The sequence below is a fragment of the Streptomyces sp. NPDC050619 genome (genome assembly GCF_040654815.1).
GTDB lineage: Bacteria > Actinomycetota > Actinomycetes > Streptomycetales > Streptomycetaceae > Streptomyces.
In genome coordinates this window covers 103,941-125,587 of sequence record NZ_JBFAIR010000003.1, presented here as the reverse complement: position 1 = coordinate 125,587, position 21,647 = coordinate 103,941, and the positions used below count along the sequence as shown (strand labels likewise).

Annotated in this window: 18 protein-coding genes; 8 read left to right on the top strand and 10 right to left on the bottom strand. The window is 72.0% G+C overall.

The features are described from left to right. Positions 1–49: 49 nt before the first annotated feature. Positions 50–1,000, bottom strand: coding sequence for an NmrA/HSCARG family protein (locus AB0I77_RS06605; protein ID WP_363281273.1), 951 nt, complete (start codon positions 998–1,000; stop codon positions 50–52). 262 nt (positions 1,001–1,262) lie between these two features. Beyond that, the gene (locus AB0I77_RS06600; RefSeq protein WP_363281272.1) at positions 1,263–1,730 is read right to left on the bottom strand and encodes a MarR family winged helix-turn-helix transcriptional regulator; all 468 of its coding nucleotides are present in this window, start codon (positions 1,728–1,730) and stop codon (positions 1,263–1,265) included. A gap of 219 nt (positions 1,731–1,949) precedes the next feature. On the opposite strand from AB0I77_RS06600, the gene AB0I77_RS06595 reads away from it, so the two are divergent. Both AB0I77_RS06595 and AB0I77_RS06590 read left to right on the top strand, forming a co-directional pair. Further along, complete coding sequence (locus AB0I77_RS06595) at positions 1,950–2,102, top strand: hypothetical protein (protein WP_363281271.1); 153 nt, start codon at positions 1,950–1,952, stop codon at positions 2,100–2,102. Positions 2,103–2,362: 260 nt separating this feature from the next. Then, positions 2,363–3,748 (top strand): MFS transporter, encoded by a 1,386-nt coding sequence (locus tag AB0I77_RS06590; RefSeq protein WP_363281270.1) that lies wholly within the window; start codon positions 2,363–2,365, stop codon positions 3,746–3,748. 42 nt (positions 3,749–3,790) lie between these two features. On the opposite strand, the gene AB0I77_RS06585 is transcribed toward AB0I77_RS06590, so the two are convergent. The 4 genes from AB0I77_RS06585 to lnt form a co-directional block, all read right to left on the bottom strand. Further along, entirely contained in the window at positions 3,791–5,737 is a 1,947-nt protein-coding gene (locus AB0I77_RS06585; protein WP_363281269.1) for a GAF domain-containing protein, read from the bottom strand. Between the two features lie 76 nt (positions 5,738–5,813). Next, positions 5,814–6,614, bottom strand: coding sequence for a 3-hydroxybutyrate dehydrogenase (locus AB0I77_RS06580; protein ID WP_363281268.1), 801 nt, complete (start codon positions 6,612–6,614; stop codon positions 5,814–5,816). Positions 6,615–6,668: 54 nt separating this feature from the next. Then, positions 6,669–7,148, bottom strand: a complete 480-nt coding sequence (locus tag AB0I77_RS06575) for an NUDIX domain-containing protein (protein WP_363281267.1) — start codon at positions 7,146–7,148, stop codon at positions 6,669–6,671. A gap of 67 nt (positions 7,149–7,215) precedes the next feature. Further along, positions 7,216–8,826: an apolipoprotein N-acyltransferase gene (gene lnt / locus AB0I77_RS06570; RefSeq protein ID WP_363281266.1), complete on the bottom strand. Its 1,611-nt coding sequence runs from the start codon at positions 8,824–8,826 to the stop codon at positions 7,216–7,218. A gap of 309 nt (positions 8,827–9,135) precedes the next feature. On the opposite strand from lnt, the gene AB0I77_RS06565 reads away from it, so the two are divergent. After that, positions 9,136–10,122, top strand: coding sequence for an O-antigen ligase family protein (locus AB0I77_RS06565; RefSeq protein WP_363281265.1), 987 nt, complete (start codon positions 9,136–9,138; stop codon positions 10,120–10,122). 17 nt (positions 10,123–10,139) lie between these two features. Here AB0I77_RS06565 and AB0I77_RS06560 read toward each other — a convergent pair whose 3' ends face one another. Further along, on the bottom strand, positions 10,140–10,676 hold the full coding sequence (locus AB0I77_RS06560; protein ID WP_363281264.1) for a hypothetical protein: 537 nt from the start codon (positions 10,674–10,676) through the stop codon (positions 10,140–10,142). A gap of 138 nt (positions 10,677–10,814) precedes the next feature. Next, the gene (locus tag AB0I77_RS06555; RefSeq protein WP_363281263.1) at positions 10,815–11,600 is read right to left on the bottom strand and encodes an aspartate/glutamate racemase family protein; all 786 of its coding nucleotides are present in this window, start codon (positions 11,598–11,600) and stop codon (positions 10,815–10,817) included. 57 nt (positions 11,601–11,657) lie between these two features. Between AB0I77_RS06555 and AB0I77_RS06550 the strand changes: the two genes are divergently transcribed. After that, positions 11,658–12,848 carry a glycosyltransferase gene (locus tag AB0I77_RS06550; protein ID WP_363281262.1) on the top strand — a complete coding sequence of 397 codons (1,191 nt, stop codon included), beginning with the start codon at positions 11,658–11,660 and terminating at the stop codon, positions 12,846–12,848. Between the two features lie 4 nt (positions 12,849–12,852). On the opposite strand, the gene AB0I77_RS06545 is transcribed toward AB0I77_RS06550, so the two are convergent. Next, positions 12,853–14,121 carry a TerD family protein gene (locus AB0I77_RS06545; RefSeq protein ID WP_363281590.1) on the bottom strand — a complete coding sequence of 423 codons (1,269 nt, stop codon included), beginning with the start codon at positions 14,119–14,121 and terminating at the stop codon, positions 12,853–12,855. 300 nt (positions 14,122–14,421) lie between these two features. Between AB0I77_RS06545 and AB0I77_RS06540 the strand changes: the two genes are divergently transcribed. From AB0I77_RS06540 to AB0I77_RS06525, 4 genes are all read left to right on the top strand, one after another. Further along, a complete protein-coding gene (locus AB0I77_RS06540) occupies positions 14,422–14,868 on the top strand; it encodes a DUF6643 family protein (RefSeq protein ID WP_363281261.1) in 447 nt (148 codons plus the stop codon). A 41-nt stretch (positions 14,869–14,909) separates the two neighbouring features. Beyond that, positions 14,910–15,737, top strand: a complete 828-nt coding sequence (locus AB0I77_RS06535) for an MOSC N-terminal beta barrel domain-containing protein (protein WP_363281260.1) — start codon at positions 14,910–14,912, stop codon at positions 15,735–15,737. A gap of 192 nt (positions 15,738–15,929) precedes the next feature. Next, positions 15,930–16,535 carry a hypothetical protein gene (locus tag AB0I77_RS06530; protein ID WP_363281259.1) on the top strand — a complete coding sequence of 202 codons (606 nt, stop codon included), beginning with the start codon at positions 15,930–15,932 and terminating at the stop codon, positions 16,533–16,535. Between the two features lie 150 nt (positions 16,536–16,685). Next, positions 16,686–19,124: a right-handed parallel beta-helix repeat-containing protein gene (locus AB0I77_RS06525; protein ID WP_363281258.1), complete on the top strand. Its 2,439-nt coding sequence runs from the start codon at positions 16,686–16,688 to the stop codon at positions 19,122–19,124. On the opposite strand, the gene AB0I77_RS06520 is transcribed toward AB0I77_RS06525, so the two are convergent. Then, the gene (locus tag AB0I77_RS06520) at positions 19,094–21,448 is read right to left on the bottom strand and encodes a hypothetical protein (RefSeq protein ID WP_363281257.1); all 2,355 of its coding nucleotides are present in this window, start codon (positions 21,446–21,448) and stop codon (positions 19,094–19,096) included. The two genes, AB0I77_RS06525 and AB0I77_RS06520, sit on opposite strands and share 31 nt — an antisense overlap. Positions 21,449–21,647: the final 199 nt, after the last annotated feature.

Here is a 21,647-nt window from a genome sequence, read left to right as displayed (position 1 = left end):
AGGTGACCTTGCCGTCGAGCCGCCCCCTCACGGGAGTGGTCGCGCCCAGTCAGCTCAACTCGAACTTCGTGGCGTTCTCGGCCAGCCAGTCGTCGAAGCTCTTCAGCGCCGGGTTGATCTCGCGCAGCCGGTTCAGATCACGGGCGCCGGTGAACTCCTGATCGAAGTCGCCGTAGTACTGGAACATGTTGCCGATCTCCTCGGCCCCCGGGAAGTCCAGGGCGCGGAAGACGTCGTAGGGCACGGACTGGAACCGCACCGGCTCACCGAGCACCGACGCGAACTTCTCCGCGTACTGCGCACCCGTCAGATGGTCGCCGGCCAGGTGGACGGTGGCGCCGATGAATTCCTCCCCGCGCTTGAAGACGGCGAGCGCCGTCCGGCCGATGTCCGCCACGTCGACCCCGGCGAGGAGCTTGCCGTCCTCCAGCGCCAGGCTCAGCGTCAGCACACCGTCCTCGCCGCGCTGGGGGCCCATGCCCTGGGTGAAGCCCTGGAAGAAGAAGGTGGTGTTCAGGAAGGTCGTCGGTACTCCGGCCTGTGTGAACAGTTCGTTGGCCTCACCCTTGGCATCGAAGTGCGGCACGTTGTACTTGTCCTGTAGGACTGGCATGCGGTCGTCGTCCACCGGCAGCAGTTCGCGGGTGTCCTCCAGGGTGGACCAGACCACGTGCTTCAGGCCCGTGGCCTTGGCGGCCCGGACCAGGACATTGATCTCCTCGGTCTCCTTGGCCGCAGAACCGTGCGCCCAGAAGTTGGTGACGAGGAAAGCGCCGTAGGCGCCCTCGAACGCCTTGTGCACCGTCGGCTCGTCGTGGAAGTCCGCCTGGACGACCTCGGCGCCCAGCGCGGCGAGCTCCCTGGCCGCGGGCGAGTCTGGATTCCTGGTGAGCGCACGGACCGTGAAGCCCGACTCCGGATCCGCCAGGATCGCTCGCGCGGCACCGCCGCCCTGCGCACCCGTTGCTCCGGCGACTGCGATGACCTTCTTGTTGCTCATGACAGTTCTCCTCGTCAGAAAGGCTTCTTGTTGACGCATCAACAACGTATCAGCGAAACGGTTGACCTATCAACCTGAGGAAGGTGGTGGAGTCGTGATCGTCGTTTCGCGGTGCCCCAGCACGGTCGCGGTGCGTGCTCTTGGGGCCAGGAACCAGCGGTCCTCGACGGCAGGACGGCCAAGAGGTCGATGACGCATCAAGTGCTGATATGCAAAAGGACAACTGGCGCTCGTCGCGGGCAGGCGACCAACCGGCGAGATGTCAGGGTGGCCCCGCCTCCAACCGGCCAAGGATGCCTTCACAAAGACGAGTGAGCATGTCGAGCTCTTCAGGACTGAGGGGATCGATGACCAGCCGACGCACGGTTGCGACGTGCCCGGGGGCGGCCTCTTCCACGGCCGCGCGGCCGGCGGGTGTGACCATGACATGAACCCCGCGTGCGTCCTTGGGGCAGTCTTCACGTGTCACCAGGCCGCGTTTGTTCATACGACTGAGATGGTGGGACATACGACTGCGCTCCCAGTCCACCGCTTGGGCCAACTCCTGGAAGTGCCGCCGGCCGTGGGGCGCGTCGGTGAGGGCCATGAGTACGAGGTAGTCGGCGCTGGACAGGTTCCCCGCGACCTGAAGCTTGTGCGCCAGCGCGCGGGGGAGTTTCTGGTGTACGCCGACGAAGGCGCGCCAGGCGCGCTGTTCGGACGCGGTGAGCCAGTTCGTTTCCTCTTCCATGCAAACTCACCCTAGACGATGGTTGACATATCATCCATAGGAGCGTAATAGTTGGCACGTCATAACAACGTGACAGATCAACATCTTGCATTCCATGCACGGAAGACCAGCGCGTGGGCGCGGCTCACAAGTGCTGATCACGGGCCGCCCGCCGCGCTCCGTACCGAAGTTGCCAGCCACCATCGGACCGCATTTCGTGCCACCCGGCTGATCACCCGCGTGCCCAAGGCACTGCCCGGCGCCGCCTTCGCCGTCGAGTACGACCGGGACTTCGGCCACGAACCGGCCTACCCGACCTGGTCGTTCGGTGAGGAGGCCGCCGAATCGGTCAGCACCGCCGGGGAACTCCTCGCTAGGATCTCCTCGTCCTGAGCACGCTCACCCGCACCCGCGACGAACAGACCCCGGTGGAGACACTGCTCCGCAGCGAGGCACTGATCCGTGCAACTCGGACAGCGCTTGCGCGGGCCAGATGGAGGCTCTCGTAAGAGGCTCCGACCACGCCCTCATGGTGGCCGCACGCACCTTGGCACCCATAACTATGGTGCCCCACCACATGTGACACTGACCTGCGGATTCCTACGGTATGGCGACACGAACACGTCCCCGCCAACTGCCAGGAAGTGGTGCCGATGTCCTCCCCCGCGACCGCTCCCCCACCCCCCGCCAGCCTCAAGCGCATCGTCGCCGCCAGTCTCATCGGCACCACCATCGAGTGGTACGACTTCTTCCTCTACGGCTCCGCGGCCGCCCTCGTCTTCAACAAGCTGTTCTTCCCGGACTCCGACCCGCTCGTCGGCACCCTCCTGTCCTTCCTGACGTACGCCGTCGGATTCGCCGCCCGTCCGCTGGGCGCCCTCGTCTTCGGGCACTACGGCGACCGGCTGGGCCGTAAGAAGCTGCTGGTGCTGAGCCTGATGCTGATGGGCGGGGCGACCTTCGCGATCGGTCTGCTGCCCACGCACGCGACCATCGGGACGGCCGCTCCCGTGCTGCTGACCGTGCTGCGCCTGGTGCAGGGCTTCGCGCTCGGCGGTGAGTGGGGCGGGGCCGTGCTGCTGGTCTCCGAGCACGGGGACGCGCGGCGGCGCGGCTTCTGGGCCTCGTGGCCGCAGACCGGCGCGCCCGCGGGACAGCTCCTCGCGACGGGTGTGCTGTCCCTGCTGACCGCCGTCCTGTCGGACAGCGCGTTCGGCAGCTGGGGCTGGCGGATCCCGTTCCTGCTCTCGGGTGTGCTGGTGATCGTCGGTTTGTGGATTCGTCTGTCTGTCGATGAATCGCCGGTCTTCAAGCAGGCGTTGGCGCAGGCCGAGGCCCGCAAGGCGGCGCACACGGGCGCGGCCGAGAAGCTGCCGGTCGTCTCCGTGCTGCGCCACCACTGGCGCGACGTCCTGGTGGCGATGGGCGCGCGCATGGCGGAGAACATCAGCTACTACGTCATCACCGCGTTCATCCTCGTCTACGCCACCACGTCGGCCGGCGTCTCCAGGCAGACCGCGCTCAACGCGGTGCTGATCGCGTCGGCCGTGCACTTCGCGGTGATCCCGGCCTGGGGCGCGCTGTCGGACCGCGTCGGACGCCGTCCCGTCTATCTGCTGGGCGCCGTGGGCGTCGGCCTGTGGATGTTCCCGTTCTTCTCGCTCATCGACACCGGCGGCTTCGGCAACCTGATCCTCGCGGTGACCGTGGGCCTGGTGCTGCACGGCGCGATGTACGCACCCCAGGCCGCCTTCTTCTCCGAGATGTTCGCGACCCGGATGCGCTACTCCGGCGCCTCCATCGGTGCCCAGTTCGCGTCGGTCGCGGCAGGCGCGCCCGCGCCCCTGATCGCCACCGCACTGCTGGCCGACTACGGCAGTTCCACCCCCATCGCGCTGTACGTCATCGCCGCGGCCGTCCTGACGGTCGTCGCCGTGGGCTTGGCCAAGGAGACCCGCCACCGGGACCTGACCGACGTCGAGCCCCCGGTCGACGCACAGCTCGCGCCGACCCGGGCCGCGGACGCTCGTCCTGTCTGACGCTCTGAGCAACCGGCCCCCGTATGTCCGTGCGTACGGGGGTCAGCGCTGTCCCGGTCCCGACAACCGGTGCAGCCGCAGCGCGAGTTGGATCTCCAGGGCCCGTGCGGGACTCTGCCAGTCCGCGCCGAGGAGCCGGCCGACGCGCTCCAGTCGCTGCGCGACCGTGTTCACGTGGACATGCAGCTCGTCCTTGGTGCGGGCGGGGCTCATCCCGCAGGCGAAATACGCGTCGAGGGTGCGCACCAGGTCGGTGCCGCGCCGTTCGTCGTACGCGACGACCTGCCCGATCGTGCGGTCGACGAAGCCGGTGAGGTCCCGGTCCCCGGCGAGCAGCAGGCCCAGGAAGCCGAAGTCCTCGGCGGCGGCCCCGTCTCCGGCGCGGCCGAGCAGCCGCAGGGCGTCGAGGCAGCGCCGGCCCTCCGCATAGGCGGCGGCCACCGCGTCCGGGTGGGCGGCGAGCTCCTCGACGGGGGCGGAGGCGCCGACGGTGACCGCCTCGTGCACGGCGCCGCCGAGGTGGCGGGCGGTACGGCGGGCGAGCTCCGTCGCACTGTCGCCGGGTTCCAGGGGCAGCAGCAGGACGGTGCCGCCGTCGCGGGCGGCGGCCAGGCCGTGGCGGGTGGCGGCGAGATGGGAGGCGGCGGACCACAGTCGCCGGCGGGCGGCCGCCTCCTGCTCGGCGTCGGCCGCGGCCCCGTCCAGGCGGGCGGCGAGCACGACGTGGGTGGCGTCGAGGTCGGCGTGCAGGCGGGAGGCGCGTTCGCGCAGCAGGCGGGGGTCGCGGTCGCGGGCGTCGAGCAGGTCGTCGAGGAGTTCGCCGCGTACGCGTTGTTCCGCCTCGGCGGCGGAACGCCGGGCGAGCAGCAGCAGCGAGGTGACCATGGCGGCGCGTTCCAGGGTGCGCTGATCGACGGGGTCGAGCCCGGGATGGCCGCGCAGCACGAGCGCGCCGAGGAGTTCACCGCCGGCGGCCACGGCGGCGATCCAGTCGTCCGCGTGCCGCATCGCGTGCCCTTCGGCGCGGGAAGCCTCCAGTGCGGTACCGGGTGCGGCGGCGGCCTCGGTGAACTCGACCGTGCCGTCCAGGACTTCGGACACCGCGGCGGCCACGTCGTGGACCCCGCCGCCGCGCAGCACGAGTTCGGCGAGCCGGTCGTGGACGTCCGAGGCGCGTTCGATGACGCCGCTGCGGTCCCGGATGATCTCGTTGGCGCGCTCCAGGCGAGCGAGGGCCGAGCGGGTCTCGGTGAGGAGGTTCGCGGTGTCGATGGCGGCCGCGGCCAGGGCGGCGAAGGAGCCGAGCAGTGCGATCTGCTCCCGCTCGAAGACCCGGGCACGCCGGTCCGCCGCGAAGAGGACCCCGATGACGTGGGGCCCCAGCATCAGGGGCACGCCGAGGATGGCGACCAGGCCCTCGTCGCGCACGCCCGCGTCGATGGAGAGGGTGTGCTGGAAGCGGTCGTCCCTGAAGTAGTCGTCGGTGACGTACGGCCGGGCCGTCTGCGCGACGAGGCCGCCGAGCCCCTCCCCCATCCCGAGCCGCAGCTGCTGGAAGCGGGCCGCGACCGAGCCCTCGGTGACCCGCATGTACGTGTCGCCCCGGGCCGGGTCGTTCAGGCTGAGATACGCGACGTCCGTGCCCAGCAGCGACCGGGCGCGCTGCACGATGGCCCGCAGGACGGCGTCCAGGCCACGCAGCCCGGCAAGATCGTGGGCGGTCTCGAAGAGCGCGGACAGCTCGGCCTCCCGCCGGCGCCGGCCTTCCAGTTCCGCGCGCACGCGCAGGGCGAGCAGCTTGGCCTGTTCCAGCGCGGCGATCCGCTCGGCGGGCCGTCCCTCGGCGCGGGCGAGCAGCACCGGCTGCTCATAGGCGTCGACGGACGCGCCCCGGGCGAGCAGCTCCAGGAACGGTGCCTCGACACTGTCCGGGAGCACCGCGCCGTTGTCGGCGGGGCGCTCGGCGGACTGCACGTGATCGCGGGACATGCTGACAGGATTCCCCATCACCCCACCGCCCCGTCAGCCCTGTGGAAAACTCCCCGCACCACAGCCGCCGCCCCGCTCAGTGCGCGGTCCAGCCGCCGTCGAGGACGAGCGAGGTGCCGGTCACGAAGGAGGCCTGCGGGCCGCACAGATACGCCACGGCCTCGGCGACCTCCTCCGGTTCGATCAGCCGCTTGACGGCACTGTCCCGCAACAGCACGTCGGACAGCACCCGTTCCTCGGGGATCCCGTGCGCCTGGGCCTGGTCGGCGAGTTGCCTCTCGACCAGTGGGGTGCGCACATAGGCGGGGTTCACACAGTTCGAGGTGACACCATGGGGGGCGCCTTCGAGGGCGGCCGTCTTGGACAGCCCCTCCAGACCGTGTTTGGCGGCCACATAGGCCGACTTGTACGCCGAAGCGCGCAGACCGTGTACGGACGACACGTTCACGATGCGGCCCCACCCCTGCCCGTACATGTGGGGCAGGGCGCCGCGGATGAGCCGGAAGGGCGCCTCCAGCATCACGGTGAGCACCGTGTGGAAGACGTCGGGCGGGAACTCCTCGATGGGACTGACCCGTTGCAGCCCGGCGTTGTTGACGAGGACGTCGGTGCCCGCGGCGGCGAGTTCGGCGGCGTCCAGGTCGGTGAGGTCGAGGACGTGCGGCTCGACGGTGCCCGCGAGGTCCCGGCACGACTCGTACAGCGCCGCCAGCCCGGCGGCGTCCCGGTCGACCGCTCTCACCTTGGCCCCGGCGGCCGCGAGCCGCAGCGCGCAGGCGCGACCGATGCCGCCGGCGGCGCCGGTGACGAGGGCGGTGCGGCCGCCGAGGTCGAGGGTGGGGGCGTGGGGTCCCGGGAGGGCACTGCGAGCGGTCATGTCTCGACCCTAGGCAGCACCCGTCTCCGGCCCCATGTGGTCAGCACCCATACTTCACTCGGGACTCGTAGGGTCGAACCATGTGGGGGCGTCGGACTGTGCCTGCTTGATCCTCATGAGCCCGAACGCGCTCAGCTCCGGCAGGGCGTCCACCGCGAACCAGCCCACCTCCAGCGACTCGTCGTCGTTGACCCGGGCCTCGCCGTCGACGGCCCGGCAGCGGAACGAGATGTCCATGTACTGGCACACGTCGCCGTTGTCGTAGGTGACGGGCTTCAGCGCCTGGACGACGATCACCCGCTCGACGACACAGCGCACCCCCGTCTCCTCCTCCACCTCCCGCACGGCACAGGCCGCAGGCTGCTCGCCCGGCTCCGGGATGCCGCCGATCAGCGCCCATTTGCCGGTGTCGGAGCGGCGGTTGAGCAGTACGCGGCCCTCGCCGTCGAAGACGACGGCGCTGACGCCGGGCAGCCACAGCAACTCGTGGGCGATGGAGCCCCGGAGCGTACGGATGAAGTCAGGAGTAGCCATGGCCCGACCCTAACGGGCCGCTTCCCTCGCCCCGGCGTTCTTCCCAGGGCGTGCGACAGGCGTACGGCTACACGTCACCGGCGCGTCGACCGCGCACGCCGGCGCCGATGGCCCAGCCGAGTCCGCCCGCGGCGACCAGTACCAGGGCGATCTCCGGGAGGATGCCCAGCTGCGTGGCGGGCGTCTGCGACGAGCGCAGGGGCACCTTCTGTACCAGCGAGGCGGCCACGAACATGCCGGTCTTCTGCGTGATCCTCCCGTCCGGCATGATGATCGCGCTGACGCCGCTGGTCACCGGGACGGTGACGGTGCGGCTGTGCTCGACGGCGCGCACCCGGGACATGGCGAGCTGCTGGTAGGTCATCTCGCTGCGGTCGAAGGTCGCGTTGTTGCTGGGCACGGAGATCATCTGGGCGCCGTCGGTGACCTCGGAGCGCACGGCCCAGTCGAAGGCGGCCTCGTAGCACGTGACGAGGCCGACCTTGGCGCCGGCCATGTCGAACACGCCCGGCTTGGTGCCCCGGCTGAAGTCCTGGCGCACCATGGAGGTCCAGTTGCTGTTGATCGCCCCGATGAGCGAGCGCAGCGGGAGGTACTCGCCGAACGGCTGGATCTGCCGCTTGTCGTAGGTGTCGGTGGGGCCCTTGACCGGGTCCCACAGGATCTGCTCGTTGTACAGCTTGCCGTCGCGCTCCACCACACCGCCGACCGAGATCGGCACACCGATCGCCTTGACCGCCTGGTCGATGACGGCGCGCGCGTCCGGGTTGGCGAACGGGTCGATGTCGGAGGAGTTCTCCGGCCACAGCACGAAGTCGGGCTGGGCGATCTTTCCCGCCTTGACCTCGGCGGCCAGCCGCTCGGTCTCCCGCGCGTGGTAGTCGAGGACGGCCCGCCGCTGGGCGTTGAACTCCAGCCCGGCCCGGGGCACGTTGCCCTGGATGACCGCGACGGTCGTGGTGCCGTCCTCGGCCTTGTCGCTCACCAGCGCCCGGGCGGCCAGCGCCCCCACCACCGGGACGGCCACGCTCAGCAGGGCGAGGGCCGCGGCCGACCGCCGTACGGCACGCGTGCGCCGCCCCTCCACGACCAGACGCACGACCTCGTACAGACCGAAGCCGCACAGGGCGACCCCGAAGCCGAGGACCGGTGTGCCGCCCACCGCGGCGAGCGGCAGGAAGACGCCGTCCGCCTGGCCGAACGCGATCTTGCCCCAGGGGAAGCCGTGGAAGGGCACACGCGCGCGTGCCGCCTCGCCGGCGATCCACATGGCGGCCGCCCACACAGGCCAGCCCGGCAGCTTCGAGACGGCGGCGACGCCCGCGCCGACCAGCGCGACGAAGATCGCCTCGATCACGACCAGCGCGAGCCAGGGCCCGGCACCGACCTCCACGCCGGTCCACACCAGCAAAGGCAGCAGGAAGCCGAGGCCGAAGAGGTAGCCGAGACCGAGGCCCGCCTTCCAACTGCGACCGCGCAGCACCCAGCCGAAGAGAGCGAAGGCCGGCAGGGCCAGCCACCACAGGGTGCGCGGCGGGAAACTGACGTAGAGCAGCACTCCGGAGAGCGCGGCGACGGCGGCCGGGACCAGGCGCCTGAGCCGCGCCACGCGCGATGCGGGCGCGATCGGCGGCCTCAGCTGGTCCGACTCGTCCACGGAGGTTGCGGTGACGGTCACTGTGGGAGTGTACGGCGGCTGACCTTGACGCCGACAGCGCGGTCCGCCTCGCCCATGGTGGGAGTGGTCACGTATGTCCGCCGTATCGTTCCTGCGCAACTCGGCCCTACTCGTCCCCAAACCGCCCATCAGCCGTTACGGTGTGCCCAGTCTTTGTCGTACGGGCCGGTAACGCCCGGCACGACCGGGATCGGCACAGGTCGGGGGCGACCGGGTTCGGGGGGCTGGGTGGGTTCCACGGGGATGACGTCTGCGGCCGGTCCGGAAGCGGACGACGACAGACGAAACGTTTCTGACGCGGCGGGCGTCATGGTGCTCGGGGCATGCGCGACCTGGTCCCTGATCACGGCGGCCGTGCACGACGGCCGCCCCGAGGGGGTGCTGCTCGCGCTGCTGGCCGTGGCCGCCGGTTACGCCGCCGGGCGGATCTGCGGAGCGCTGCTGCCGGTCGCCGCACCGTGTGCCGGTGCCCTGGCCGGGCTCGGCCTGACGGTGGGCCCGGAGCACCTCGTTCCCGGGCCGGAGATCGTCACGCCGCTCGGCCACGCCGGTGCCACCGCCGCCCTGCTGACGCTGTCCGTCGGCGCCGCCTGCTGCGCCGCCTGGGCCGCCGGGGCCCCGGCCCTGCGGCTCGCCCTGCGCGCGTTGGCCGCCGGGATCGCGGTGACCGCGGCCGTCCTCGGCTCGGTCGGCGGGTTCGTCGCCTGCGCCGCGGTGTTGCTGTGCTCGCTCGCCGCGGGCCGGGTGCGCCACCGCGGTCCGGGCATCCTCGCACTGGGCCTGTCCGCGGCTTTGGCGACCGGCCTGACCTGGGCGGTCGCCGCACACGCGGTCCCGGACGGGCTCGCCGTGTCCCTGGAGGGCCGACTGACCCGGCACCGGATCGAGCTGTGGCAGGACGCACTGCACATGGCGCAGCGGGACGCGGCTGTGGGCGTGGGTCCGGGCCGGTTCGGGGAGCTCAGCGGGACGGCGACCCGGACGCTGCTGTCCGACGGCAAGCCCCACTCGGCGCCGCTGCAACAGGCGGCCGAACAGGGAGTCGTCGGGGTGCTGCTGCTGGCGGCGGCCTTCTGCTGGGTCCTGTACGCGCTGTGGCGCACCCGGCGGCCCACGCCGATCGCCCTCACCGCGGGCGCGGCCCTGACAGCGCTGGCGACGATCGCCTGTGTCGGCAACGCGCTGAGCTTCACGGCGGTGTCGGTGGGCGCGGGACTGCTGGCGGGGCTGGCCACGGCACGCCCCCTGGCCGAGGAGTCACCAGGTCACGAGACGGAGGTACGCCCATCGTGGTGACCGCCCGGCTCCGTGGCTCAGTGCGCCGCGCCCGACCGCAGCCGGTCCTTGATGACCCGTACGGCCGCCTCGGCGTCGTCCACGGTGATGGTGAACGTGTGGCCGTCCCACAGGCGCAGCACCACGCCCTCGCCGCGCCGTACGACGACCGCGGTGCCCTTCTCGGGGCGCCAGCGGTAGCCCCAGCCGCCCCAGTGGCGCGGGGTGACGTGGGGGTCGAACTCGGCGCCGGCGACATGGGCCAGGGGGATGCGGCGGCGCGGCAGACCCATGTGGCCGCAGCGCACTTCGAGGGACTCCTTGTCGACCCTCAGGGCGACGTGCACGAACGCGAGCGTGCCGAAGAGGACCAGCAGCCCGGCCGCGATGCAGCCGACGACGGCCATCACGAGCGGGGCGATCTCGGACGTCCACGCCGAGTCGACGGCCAGCTCGATGCCGAGCGCCAGACAGGCGGCGCCGACGAGCGCCAGCAACCACTGAATGCGGTTGGAGGCGCGTCCGGTCCAGATGTCGGGGTGCGGGGCGTTCTCGCCGTGGGGGTGGTCCCTCATGCCTATGAGACTACTCAGGTTTCGCTCTGCGGGTAGCGCGTCGCGGAGGGTGACTGCGCCGTGCGGGCGCATGACGGACCGAGGGCGTCCGGGCCGGGCACGGGTCACGACCGATGGCGTCCCATCCGTGCCTTTCGGTCACCGGGCGGTGCTGACCGCCCGGAGGAGCCGGCCTTCCGCGTACGCGAGTGCGGTGACCGGCAGCTCCGCCTCACGTCCGCTCAGCAGCACCGTGAGCGTGGTGTCGGCCCGGGCGTCCGGAGCGGCACCCGCGCCGATCCTGCGCAGCGCCTGGGCGGCGACCGCTCCGGCGGATCCGTGCAGGATGAGCGGCGGACGGCCCGGCTTCTGCACGGCCACCCGGATGCGCTCGGCGACCAGTTCGTAGTTGGTGCAGCCGAGGACGACGGTCGATACGTCGTCGGGGGTGAGCACGGCGGCCGCGGCGATCGCGGCGTCGATCGCCGCCTCGTCGGCGTGGTGCACGGCGTCGGCCAGCCCGGGGCACGGCACCTCGGTGACGGCCACGCCGCCCGCGAACTCCTGGATCAGGCCGCGCTGGTAAGGGCTCCCGGTGGTCGCCGGTGTGGCCCAGATGGCGACAGGTCCACCGCCGGCGGCGGCCGGCTTGATGGCGGGGACCGTACCGATGACGGGCACGTCGGGTTCGAAACGGGCCCGCAGCTGGGGCAGGGAGTGCACGGACGCGGTGTTGCAGGCGACGATCAGGACGTCGGGACGTCGCGCGACGGCGGCCCCGGCGACCGACAGCGAGCGCTCGGTGATGTCCTCGGGAGTGCGCGGCCCCCAGGGCATCCCGTCGGGGTCCCAGGAGAGGACGAGATCCGCGTCGGGGCGCAGACGCCGTACCGCGGCGGCGGCGGGCAGCAGACCGATTCCGGAGTCCATGAGGGCGATCTTCACCCGGCCACGATAGACGATGGGCCCTTGAAGGCCGGTCCGGTGGGGCAGACTGCGCGCGTGAGCGCCTTCGTGTGGACCGCCGTCGGATCACTCCTCGCCTGGTTGTGGCTGCTGCTCGGCCAGGGCTTCTTCTGGCGTACGGACGTCAGGCTGCCGACGCACACGGAGCCGAACACGGAGCCGGACACCTGGCCGTCCGTCTGCGTCGTCGTACCGGCCCGGGACGAGGCCGCGGTGCTGCCGGCGAGCCTGCCGTCGCTGCTCGCCCAGGACTATCCGGGCCGGGCGGAGGTCTTCCTCGTCGACGACGGCAGTTCGGACGGCACCGGAGAGCTCGCGCACGAGCTGGCGCGGCGCCACGGCGGACTGGCGCTGACCGTGACCTCGCCCGGTGAGCCGCCCGCGGGCTGGACCGGCAAGCTCTGGGCCGTGCGCCACGGCATCGGCCTGGCACGCGCGCGTGCCCCCGAGTACCTGCTGCTGACGGACGCCGACATCGCGCACGCGCCGGACAGCCTGCGCCGGCTGGTCGCGGCGGCCCGCACCGGCGGTTTCGACCTCGTCTCCCAGATGGCCCGGCTGCGGGTGGAGAGCGTGTGGGAGCGCCTCGTGGTGCCTGCCTTCGTCTACTTCTTCGCACAGTTGTATCCGTTCCGCCGAATCGGCAGGCGAGGAGCGCGGACGGCAGCCGCGGCGGGCGGCTGTGTGCTGCTGCGGACCGAGGCCGCCGAGCGGGCCCGGATCCCGGATGCCATCCGGCACGCGGTCATCGACGACGTGGCGCTCGCGCGGGCCGTCAAGGGCGGCGGCGGCCACATCTGGCTGGGACTGGCCGAGCGGGTGGACAGCGTGCGCCCGTATCCGCGGCTGCACGACCTGTGGCGGATGGTGTCGCGCAGCGCCTACGCGCAGTTGCGGCACAGCCTTCTGCTGCTGGCCGGAACGGTGGCCGGGCTGGCACTGGTCTACCTGGTGCCGCCGCTGGCCGTGATCGCGGGCGCGGCCACGGGGAGTACGGCGACCGCGGTCGCCGGTGGTCTCGCCTGGCTGGTGATGACGGGGACCTACCTCCCGATGCTCCACTACTACCGGCAGCCGCTGTGGCTCGCTCCCCTGCTGCCGTTCACGGCGTTCCTCTACCTCCTCATGACGGTCGATTCCGCGGTGCAGCACTACAGGGGGCGCGGTGCGGCCTGGAAGGGCCGCACCTACACGCGTCCGGACGCCGTCGTCGGCGACGAGACCTGACCGCTCACTTCCGGCCGGGTGTCCAGTTCATGCCCCACCCGTAGGCCTGGTCGACGGTCCGCTGCGGGCTCACGCCGCGCTCGGTCACCAGGTAGCGGGCCTCGCGCTGGACGACCAGGTCGCTGCCGGTGCTGGTGATCAGGGCGAGCGCGCAGACCGTGGAGGGGACGGTGCACTCGTCGAGCGAGAAGTCGATCGCGGCCCCGTGCTGCGGCTGGAGGGTGACCTTGGCGTTCAGCTCGGCGAAGGACCGCGCTCCTTCGTAGATGGTCACGAAGACGAGGATGCGCCGGAAGGCCTGCTTGTGGTCGAGGTTGACGGTGAGGTTCTCCCCGCTCGACACGGCACCGGTGCGGTCGTCGCCGTCGAGGTGGATGTACGGCGGCTGGTGCAGGGCGCCGAAGGCGTTGCCGAGGGCCTGGACGACCCCCTTGCGGCCGTCGGTGAGTTCGTACAGGGCGCACAGGTCGAGGTCGAGGCTCGCGGGCATGGCGACCGCGCGGGCCAGCTTGCTGCCCCACCCCGACCCCGACCCCGACGACGACTGCTTGCGCATCTCCCAGTTGAGGTTCACACGCAGGGCACCCGAGGTGCCGCCCTGCTTGGTCAGCGAGACGGAGGGGGCCGCCTTGGTGAGGGTCACTTTGGTGAGGCGGACGGGTGCCGTGGGGGGTGCCGCAGGAGTCGGAGGCGGAGGCGCGGTCACCGGCGGTGTGACCGGCGTCGATGCGGGGACCGCGGGTACGGTCTGCTGCGGCTCGTCCACCGTGATGCCGTAGTCCGTGGCGAGGCCCTCGAGCCCGCTACCGTAGCCCTGGCCCACGGCGCGGAACTTCCAGGCGCCCTGACGGCGGTAGAACTCCCCGAGCACGAAAGCGGTTTCGACCGTGGCGCCCGTGCTGTCGAAACGGGCGACCACCGTGCCCGGGGCGGCGTCCTTGACCTCGATGTAGAGGTCCGGGACGGCCGCGAACGTGCCGCCGTCGGCGGAGGCGGCGAGGACCACGGTCTCGATCGCGGGCTCCACGCGCGCGAGGTCGACGAGCAGGGTGTCGGTCACCTGGCCGCCCGCGTCCCGTTTGCCCTCGTGCCGGACCGCGCCGGAGGAATGCGCCGGCTGGTTGTAGAAGACGAAGTCGCTGTCGGAACGGACCTTTCCGCCCACCAGCAGCAGCGCCGAGGCGTCCGCGTCGGGCACCCCCGGTCCGGAACGCCAGCCCAATTCGACGCGCAGTGCCGTCGTCGGCACCGGAACGTTCGACCCTTTCGGCATTGACATGTCCGCCCCCTTCACGTGTCGGAGCGCCAGGCCACGCCCCGGCAGCCCGATCGGGTTGTCCACTCGCTCAACCTATTCCCCGGGGGCGGTGAACTCCCATGAGGAGTACAGGAAAGCGGATGAACAACCGCCGGTAACCCACAGGGAACTCGGCTTTTACATGAAGACCATCTTGCATGATGCCCCTTTTTGCCGAGTTCGCTCGCATTGGGGGTCCCGCGTCACTGCCGACACGAAAAACAACCCTCTTATCGGTCTCCCCAACCAGCACATCGTGGGCTTAACTTATGTGCCATGACCTCCCCCCGCTCCACTTATGGCGGCGGCTACTACTCCGCCTCCTTCCCGGACACTCCGATCTACGACTCGCTCGTGGCCGAGCGGGGCACCCCGCAGATCGCCCCGATCCGGGTCCCCGCCGCATACGACACTCCGGGCAGCCATCTGCCCGCGCTGCCGTCGGCACTCCCCGCCCTGCCCGCGGGCCCCTCCCAGCCCTCCTACGGCTACAACTACCCGCAGGCGCAGCAACCCGCCCCGTTGCAGCAGGCACCCGGGGCGTACATCCCGCAACAGGCCGGCGCGCCGCGCGGTTACCCCGGTCCGCAGGCGCAGCAGCCGCGGCCGGCGGGCCCCGGCATGGGCACGGGCTACGAGGCGATGCGCCCCGCGGCTCCCCGGCCCGCCCAGGCTCCTTACCAGGATCCGTACAACAACCAGCAGCAGTACCGCGGGTACTGAGTCATTCCCGGGCTGTCCGTGCCGACTGGCAGGATGGCCTGATGGGGAAGGCGCGACTGTGGTCGATTCATGTTCATCCGGTCAAGGCGTTCCGGGGCCAGGCGCCCCGGGAGGCCGTCGTGGAGCCCTGGGGGCTGGCCGGTGACCGACGCTGGGCACTGATCGACAACGGGGGAAAGGTCGTCACTCAGCGCCAGCAACCGCGCCTCGCGCCCGCCGTCGCCGAGCTCTTGCCCGGCGGCGGCGTTCGTGTGTCCGCACCCGGCATGGACCCGCTGGCAGTGCCCGTACCACGGCCGTCCGGCACGGTGCCCGTGGAGATCTTCCGTGACAAGGTCGAAGGGGTGCTGGCCGAGGGCGACGCCGCGCATGCCTGGTGCAGCGCGTATCTCGGCGCCGAGGTGCGCCTGGTGTACCTGGACGACCCGGCCACGCGCCGGCCCGTCGACCCCGAGCACGCGCTGCCGGGCGAGACCGTCTCCTTCGCCGACGGCTACCCGCTGCTGCTCGCCTCGGCCTCCTCCCTCGACGCCCTCAACTCCCTGATCGCCCGCGGCGATCACGCGCATGAGGGCCCCCTGCCCATGAACCGCTTCCGGCCGAACGTGGTGGTGGCGGGCACCGCCGCCTGGGCCGAGGACGACTGGTCGCGTATCGCCATCGGCGAGGTCACCTTCCGCGTCGCCAAGATGTGCGGGCGGTGCGTCGTGACGACAACCGACCAGGAGACCGCCGAGCGTGGCAGGGAGCCCCTGCACACCCTCGGCCGGCACCGTCGTCTCGCCGGCAAGCTCGTCTTCGGACAGAACCTGGTGCCCGACTCGCGCGGCACGATCCGGGTCGGCGATCCCGTCACCGTCATCGCATAGGACACCTCCCGCCAGGACACCTCCCGCTTCCGGGAGTGATCTCGGGAACCCCGCCCAGGGTCCGGGCGTTGGGCTTTGATGAGAAGTTCATGAGAGGCCCTCTCCCAGGTGATTTCGCTCTCTCTTTGACCGGGTCCTCGCGTGAACGGCTCCGCCGGGAGTTATCACGGAGCGGGAAGGGGGTGCGGGCAGGTGCGAGCAATCAGTGGGCTGTGGCGCTGGCGGCACAACCCGCTGCGCCGCGGGACCGATCTGGCCGAGGCCTGGGTGGGCCTGGTGGCTCTGTCGCTGATCCTGGTCGTCGGACCCGTGATCGGCGCGCTCGTCGGCGGTACCGCCGAGGACGCGCTGATGCGGTCCGTCCGGGAGCAGCGCGAGTCCCGTCACCTGGTGACGGCCACCGTGGTCCGCAAGCTGGACCGCTCCCCGCTGGACGCCGATCCCGAGACCGCCTCCGGCCGGGAGCTGCGCAGCCGGGTGCTCGCCGACTGGACCGCGCCGGACGGCACCGCGCGGCACGGCACGGCCACGGCCCCCCTCCAGACCCCCCATCCCGGCGACCACTTCACGCTGTGGACGGACCAGCGGGGACGCATGGTCACCCGGCCGCTGGACTCCGCCACGGCCACGACCCATGCCGTCCTCGCCGGGTTCGGTGCGGCACTGCTGACCGCGGGCGTAGTCGAGGGCGGCAGACAGCTGCTGGTCTGGCGCATGGTCCGTCGCCGGTACGCCCGTTGGGACCAGGCCTGGGACCGGGCGGGCCCGGACTGGGGCAGGACCGGCACCGGCAGCTGACAGCCTCCGGCTCTGGTCAACCCACCGCCTGCGCGCACGCTACGGTGGACCGGCGAACTCTCTTCGGCGACAACCCGCGCGCGAGCGAGCGGCAGGAGCGCGCCGGTGTCGAGCGAACCATGAGAACCACGAGGTGGGGGCACAGCAACAGTGGCACAGGGCACGGTCCAGGTGACGCACACCGGCACATCGCGGTGGCGGCGCCGCACAGGTGAGTACGCGTCGCTCGCCGCCGCCCTGGAGGCCGCGGCGGACGGCGACGTCCTCACCGTCGCCCCCGGCACCTACCGGGAGAACCTCGTCGTCGAGCGGGCGGTGACGCTGCGCGGCCCCGAGGGTTCCCCCGGCTCCGTGCGCATCGCGCCCCTGGACGGGGTGCCGTTGACCGTGCGGGCTTCGGCAGTGGTCCAGGACCTGCACCTGGAGGGCCAGGACGCGGCAGCGCCCGCCCTGCTCGTCGAGGAGGGCACCCCGGAGCTCACCGACGTCCGGGTCGTGACCCGGTCCGCGGCCGGCATCGAGGTGCGCGGCGGCGCCCGGCCGACCGTACGGCGCTGCACCGTCGACAACCCGGCCGGCATCGGCATCGCCGTACTCGACGGCGGAGGCGGCGTGTTCGAGGAGTGCGAGATCGTCGCGGCCGGCCAGGCGGGCGTCGCGGTCCGCGACGGCGGGCATCCCCGTCTGGAGCGCTGCCGGGTGCACCACGCCTCGGGCGTGGGCCTGTCGGCGACCGGCGAGAACTCCGCGCTGGAGGCCGTGGGTTGCGAGGTCTACGAGGTGCGGGGCAGCGGCGTCCAGGTCACCGCCCGGGCCACCGCACACCTCACCGACTGCGATGTGCACCGCACCACCGGCGACGGCGTCACCCTCGACACGGACGCCGTGCTGACCCTGGCCGACTGCCGCATCCACGACATCCCGGAGAACGCGGTCGACCTGCGCTCGCGCTCCGTCCTCACGCTGACCCGCACGACAGTGCGTCAGTTCGGGCGCAACGGCCTGTCGGTGTGGGACCCGGGCACCCGGGTGGACGCCAACCAGTGCGAGATCTTCGACAGCACCGGCGACTACCCGGCCGTCTGGGTCAGCGACGGCGCCACCGCGGTGCTCGACTCCTGCCGCGTGCACGACGTGCCGGACGCCCTGTTCGTCCTCGACCGCGGCTCGCGCGCGGACGTCGTCGACAGCGACCTCTCCCAGGTCCGCAACACGGCCGTGTCGGTGAGCGACGGCGCCACCGCGCAGCTCGACGACTGCCGCATCCGGGACGCGGCGACGGGCGCGTGGTTCCGCGACCACGGCAGCGGAGGCACCCTCAGCAACTGCACCCTGGACGGCACGCAGACCGGCGTGATCGTCACCAAGGGCGCCGACCCGACGATAGAGCGCTGCACGGTCGACTCCCCGGCCGAAGCGGGCTTCTACGTCTCGGCGGGCGGTCGCGGCAGTTTCCTGAACTGCCGGGTGACGGGCAGCGGCGGCTACGGCTTCCATGTGCTCGACGGCTGCCGTACGACGCTGAAGAAGTGCCGTACGGAGCGGTGCGCCCGCGGTGGGTACGAGTTCGCGGAGGGCGGCCCGGACGCGGCGTCCGGCGTGGGTCCCGTCGTGGAGGACTGCACCAGCGACGAGAGCGGGAGCATCACGCCCCCCGCCGCGCGGGAGACTGCCGTAGAGACGGCTCAGCACTCCCCCGGCCTGCTGGGCGCGATCCCCGGGCAGCGCACCACCGAGCAGGAGCCGCTCGTCGCGGCCGCGGAGCCCAAGAAGCCGGCGCGCACCTCGAAGGACGTCCTCGGCGAACTGGACGCGCTGGTCGGCCTGGACAGCGTCAAGCGCGAGGTGCGGGCCCTCACCGACATGATCGAGGTGGGCCGGCGCCGGCAGCAGGCGGGCCTGAAGGCCGCGTCGGTCAAGCGGCACCTCGTCTTCACGGGCTCCCCCGGCACCGGCAAGACGACGGTCGCCCGGCTCTACGGCGAGATCCTCGCCTCCCTCGGCGTCCTGGAGAAGGGCCATCTGGTCGAGGTGTCCCGCGTCGACCTGGTCGGCGAGCACATCGGTTCCACGGCGATCCGCACCCAGGAGGCCTTCGACAAGGCGCGCGGCGGCGTGCTGTTCATCGACGAGGCGTACGCCCTGTCACCGGAGGACTCGGGCCGCGACTTCGGCAAGGAGGCCATCGACACGCTGGTGAAGCTGATGGAGGACCACCGGGAATCGGTCGTGGTGATCGTCGCCGGCTACACGGCCGAGATGGAGCGGTTCCTTTCCGTCAACCCGGGCGTGGCCTCCCGCTTCTCACGGACCATCACCTTCAGCGACTACAACCCCGACGAGCTGCTGCGGATCGTGGAGCAGCAGGCCGAGGAGCACGAGTACCGGCTGGCACCGGGCGCCACGGAGGCGCTGCTGAAGTACTTCACGGCGATCCCCAAGGGTCCCGCCTTCGGCAACGGCCGCACCGCCCGCCAGACCTTCGAGGGGATGGTCGAGCGGCACGCGAGCCGCGTCGCCCAGTTCGCCGACCCGAGCACGGACGACCTGACGCTGCTCTACGCCGAGGATCTGCCCGAATCGGCCTGAGGCGGCCCTGCCTCCGGGCGCGGCGCCGGCACCTCCGGCCGCAGCCGCGCCAGCAGCCGTTCCCGTTCCTGGGCGAACGCCGGGTCCGCCTGGTAGTCGGAGTGCCCGAGGATGGGCGCGGGCAGCGGATGCTCAGCTGTCCTGCCGTACGCCAGGGGGTCCTTGAGCGGCTCGCGGTCCACTGCCGGGCCGCAGTCGCCGGAGAGGCGGACCGGGCCGCCGATGGGGTCGGTGAGCCGGTGCAGATTGCGCCAGCAGTCGACGTCGTCGTGCAGGGCGCTGAGCGCGGCCGGGCCGAAGTGGGCCGGGAACCAGCGGCCGTAGAGGCGCTCCAGCGGGGAGCCGTAGGTCAGCAGCGCGACGCGTCTGCGGTCCGACGGCGTCAGTTGCCAGGCCGCCGCGGCGGCCAGCACGCTGCCCTGTGAGTGCCCGGAGATGACGAGCCGGCCGCCGGTGGCGCGGGTCCAGGTCGCCATCCGCCAGGTCAGGTCCGGTACCGCCCGCTCGGCGTAGCAGGGTGGGGCGAAGGGGTGGGCGGCGCGGGGCCAGAAGGTGCCGACGTCCCACAGGATGCCGATGGTGCGCCGGGCGGAGGGGTCCTTGTAGGCGCGCCGGCCCCAGGTGACGAACAGTATGAAGCCGACTCCGATCAGCCAGGAGCCCAGCGCCTCGGCGGTCTCGGCGGCGCTCTCGACGGCGGCGTACGTGTGCCGTGCGGCCTCGCCGGGCGCATGGGCGGTGGCCATCGCGCCGACGAGGGCGCCGGCGCCCAGCAGCAGGGTCGCGGCGGCGGTGACCGCGACGAGCAGGGGTGCTCGGTCGGTGAGCGTGGCCAGCGCGCGGGTCCGCGCGATGCGGCGGGTGCGGGTGGTGTCCTGCGGCTCACCCGGGTAGTCGCGCTGCACCGCGCCGAGTTCGCCGCGGTGCAGCAGCCAGGTGCGCCATCCCAGCCAGCCGCAGAACACGAGCACGACGACGAGCAGCGGCGGGATCACGGACGCCTGCCAGGTCAGCACGACCGGCGGGCCGGGGATGTGCCCGCCGGTGCCGTCCAGCCAGTCCGCGACCCGCTGGGACACGCCGCCGGACATCAGTCCGCCGAGCGCGCAGGCCAGCATCGCGACGGCGGGGCCGCCCAGGCCGCGCATCGCGGCGCGGCGGTCGGGACGGATGCCGTGCAGCAGGTGGGCGACCACGCACAGGGCGATCACCAGCAGGCCCTGGACCAGGGCGACGGCGCTGAATGTCGCGTCGCCCGGCAACCGGCCGGCCGATTCCCACCCCGGGCGCTCCCACCCCGCGTACAGCGCGGAGAGGGCGAGCAGGACGAGGACGGCCGACGACAGCCGTCGTACGAGACGGGCGTCGAGCTCCTGGTCGAGGCGGCGCTCGCTGCGGCCCCGGCGGCAGACCACCCACACCACGGCCACCGCGGCGGCGATCAGCGCCGCTTCCAGGAGCCGGCCCAGTAGGTCGAGCAGTGCGGGCCCGCCCGGGCGGTGGTCGAACCGTGCGGCCGACGTGCCCACCGCCGCGGCGATCGTCAGGAGGCCCGCGGCGGTGTGCGCGGCGCGCAGCCGGGCCACCAGGCGGCGCCCGTACCAGAAGCCGGGCCGGCTGAGCGCGGTGCGGCCAGCCTCCAGGTCGGGCTCGATCGGCCGGGACATCGGCTCCTGGGACTCGTACGCACTCCAGGTGCGGTGGGACAGGTACCACAGCAGCCCGGTGAGCGCGGCCGGGACAAGGGCCGCGAGGGCCAGACGCCGACCCGGCCGGCTCCACCAGCCGCCGTCCGAGACCTCGGGCGAGAGGAAGCCGAGCCAGGAGTGCCGCTCGGCACAGGCGGGCGTGCCCGCGCACTGCCAGGCCGCCAGGTCCAGGGCGACCTCGCAGACGGCGGCGACCAGCAACACCGTCAGGGTCAGTCCGGCGAGCCGCACCAGCAGGCCGTACAGGCGGACCGTCCGCCGGCGTCCGCGGGCGGTGGGCCGCATCCAGTGGGCCAGGTTGACGACCATGAACGGCAGCAGCAACAGCCACAGGGCGCGGGTGCCGTTGCCGGAGGTGAGGTTGGACCACACGTACGCCTCGGGCACCGGACGGCCGCGGTAGTCGTCCGGCCTGGACTCCGCGTCCACGTCCTCGGCGCGCCGGAAGACGGCCGCCGTGTCGTCGCCGGTGATCCGCACCGTGCGCGGATCGTCGAGCATCCGCTCGGGTGTGGTGCCGCCCACTCCATGGACCAGGAGTTCCAGGGCTGTTCCGGGTTCCTCGGGCCGCGCCGCGCGGCCCTCGGCTGCGCCGGTCGAGGCATCCTTCTGCACATGTTCCACTGTTCGCACTTCCCCCGTGACGCGCCGTCGGCATCTGTCCGTGCGGGCAACAGGATCTCCGCTCCGCGGGCGGCGTACACCCCTTCTTACGGAATCTCCCCGATCCGTGTGACGTCGCGGGCTTCGATGCGCGACCGGATGGCATGCGCACGTCGTGACGGTCGGTGGCGCGAGCCGACACGGCCCGTGC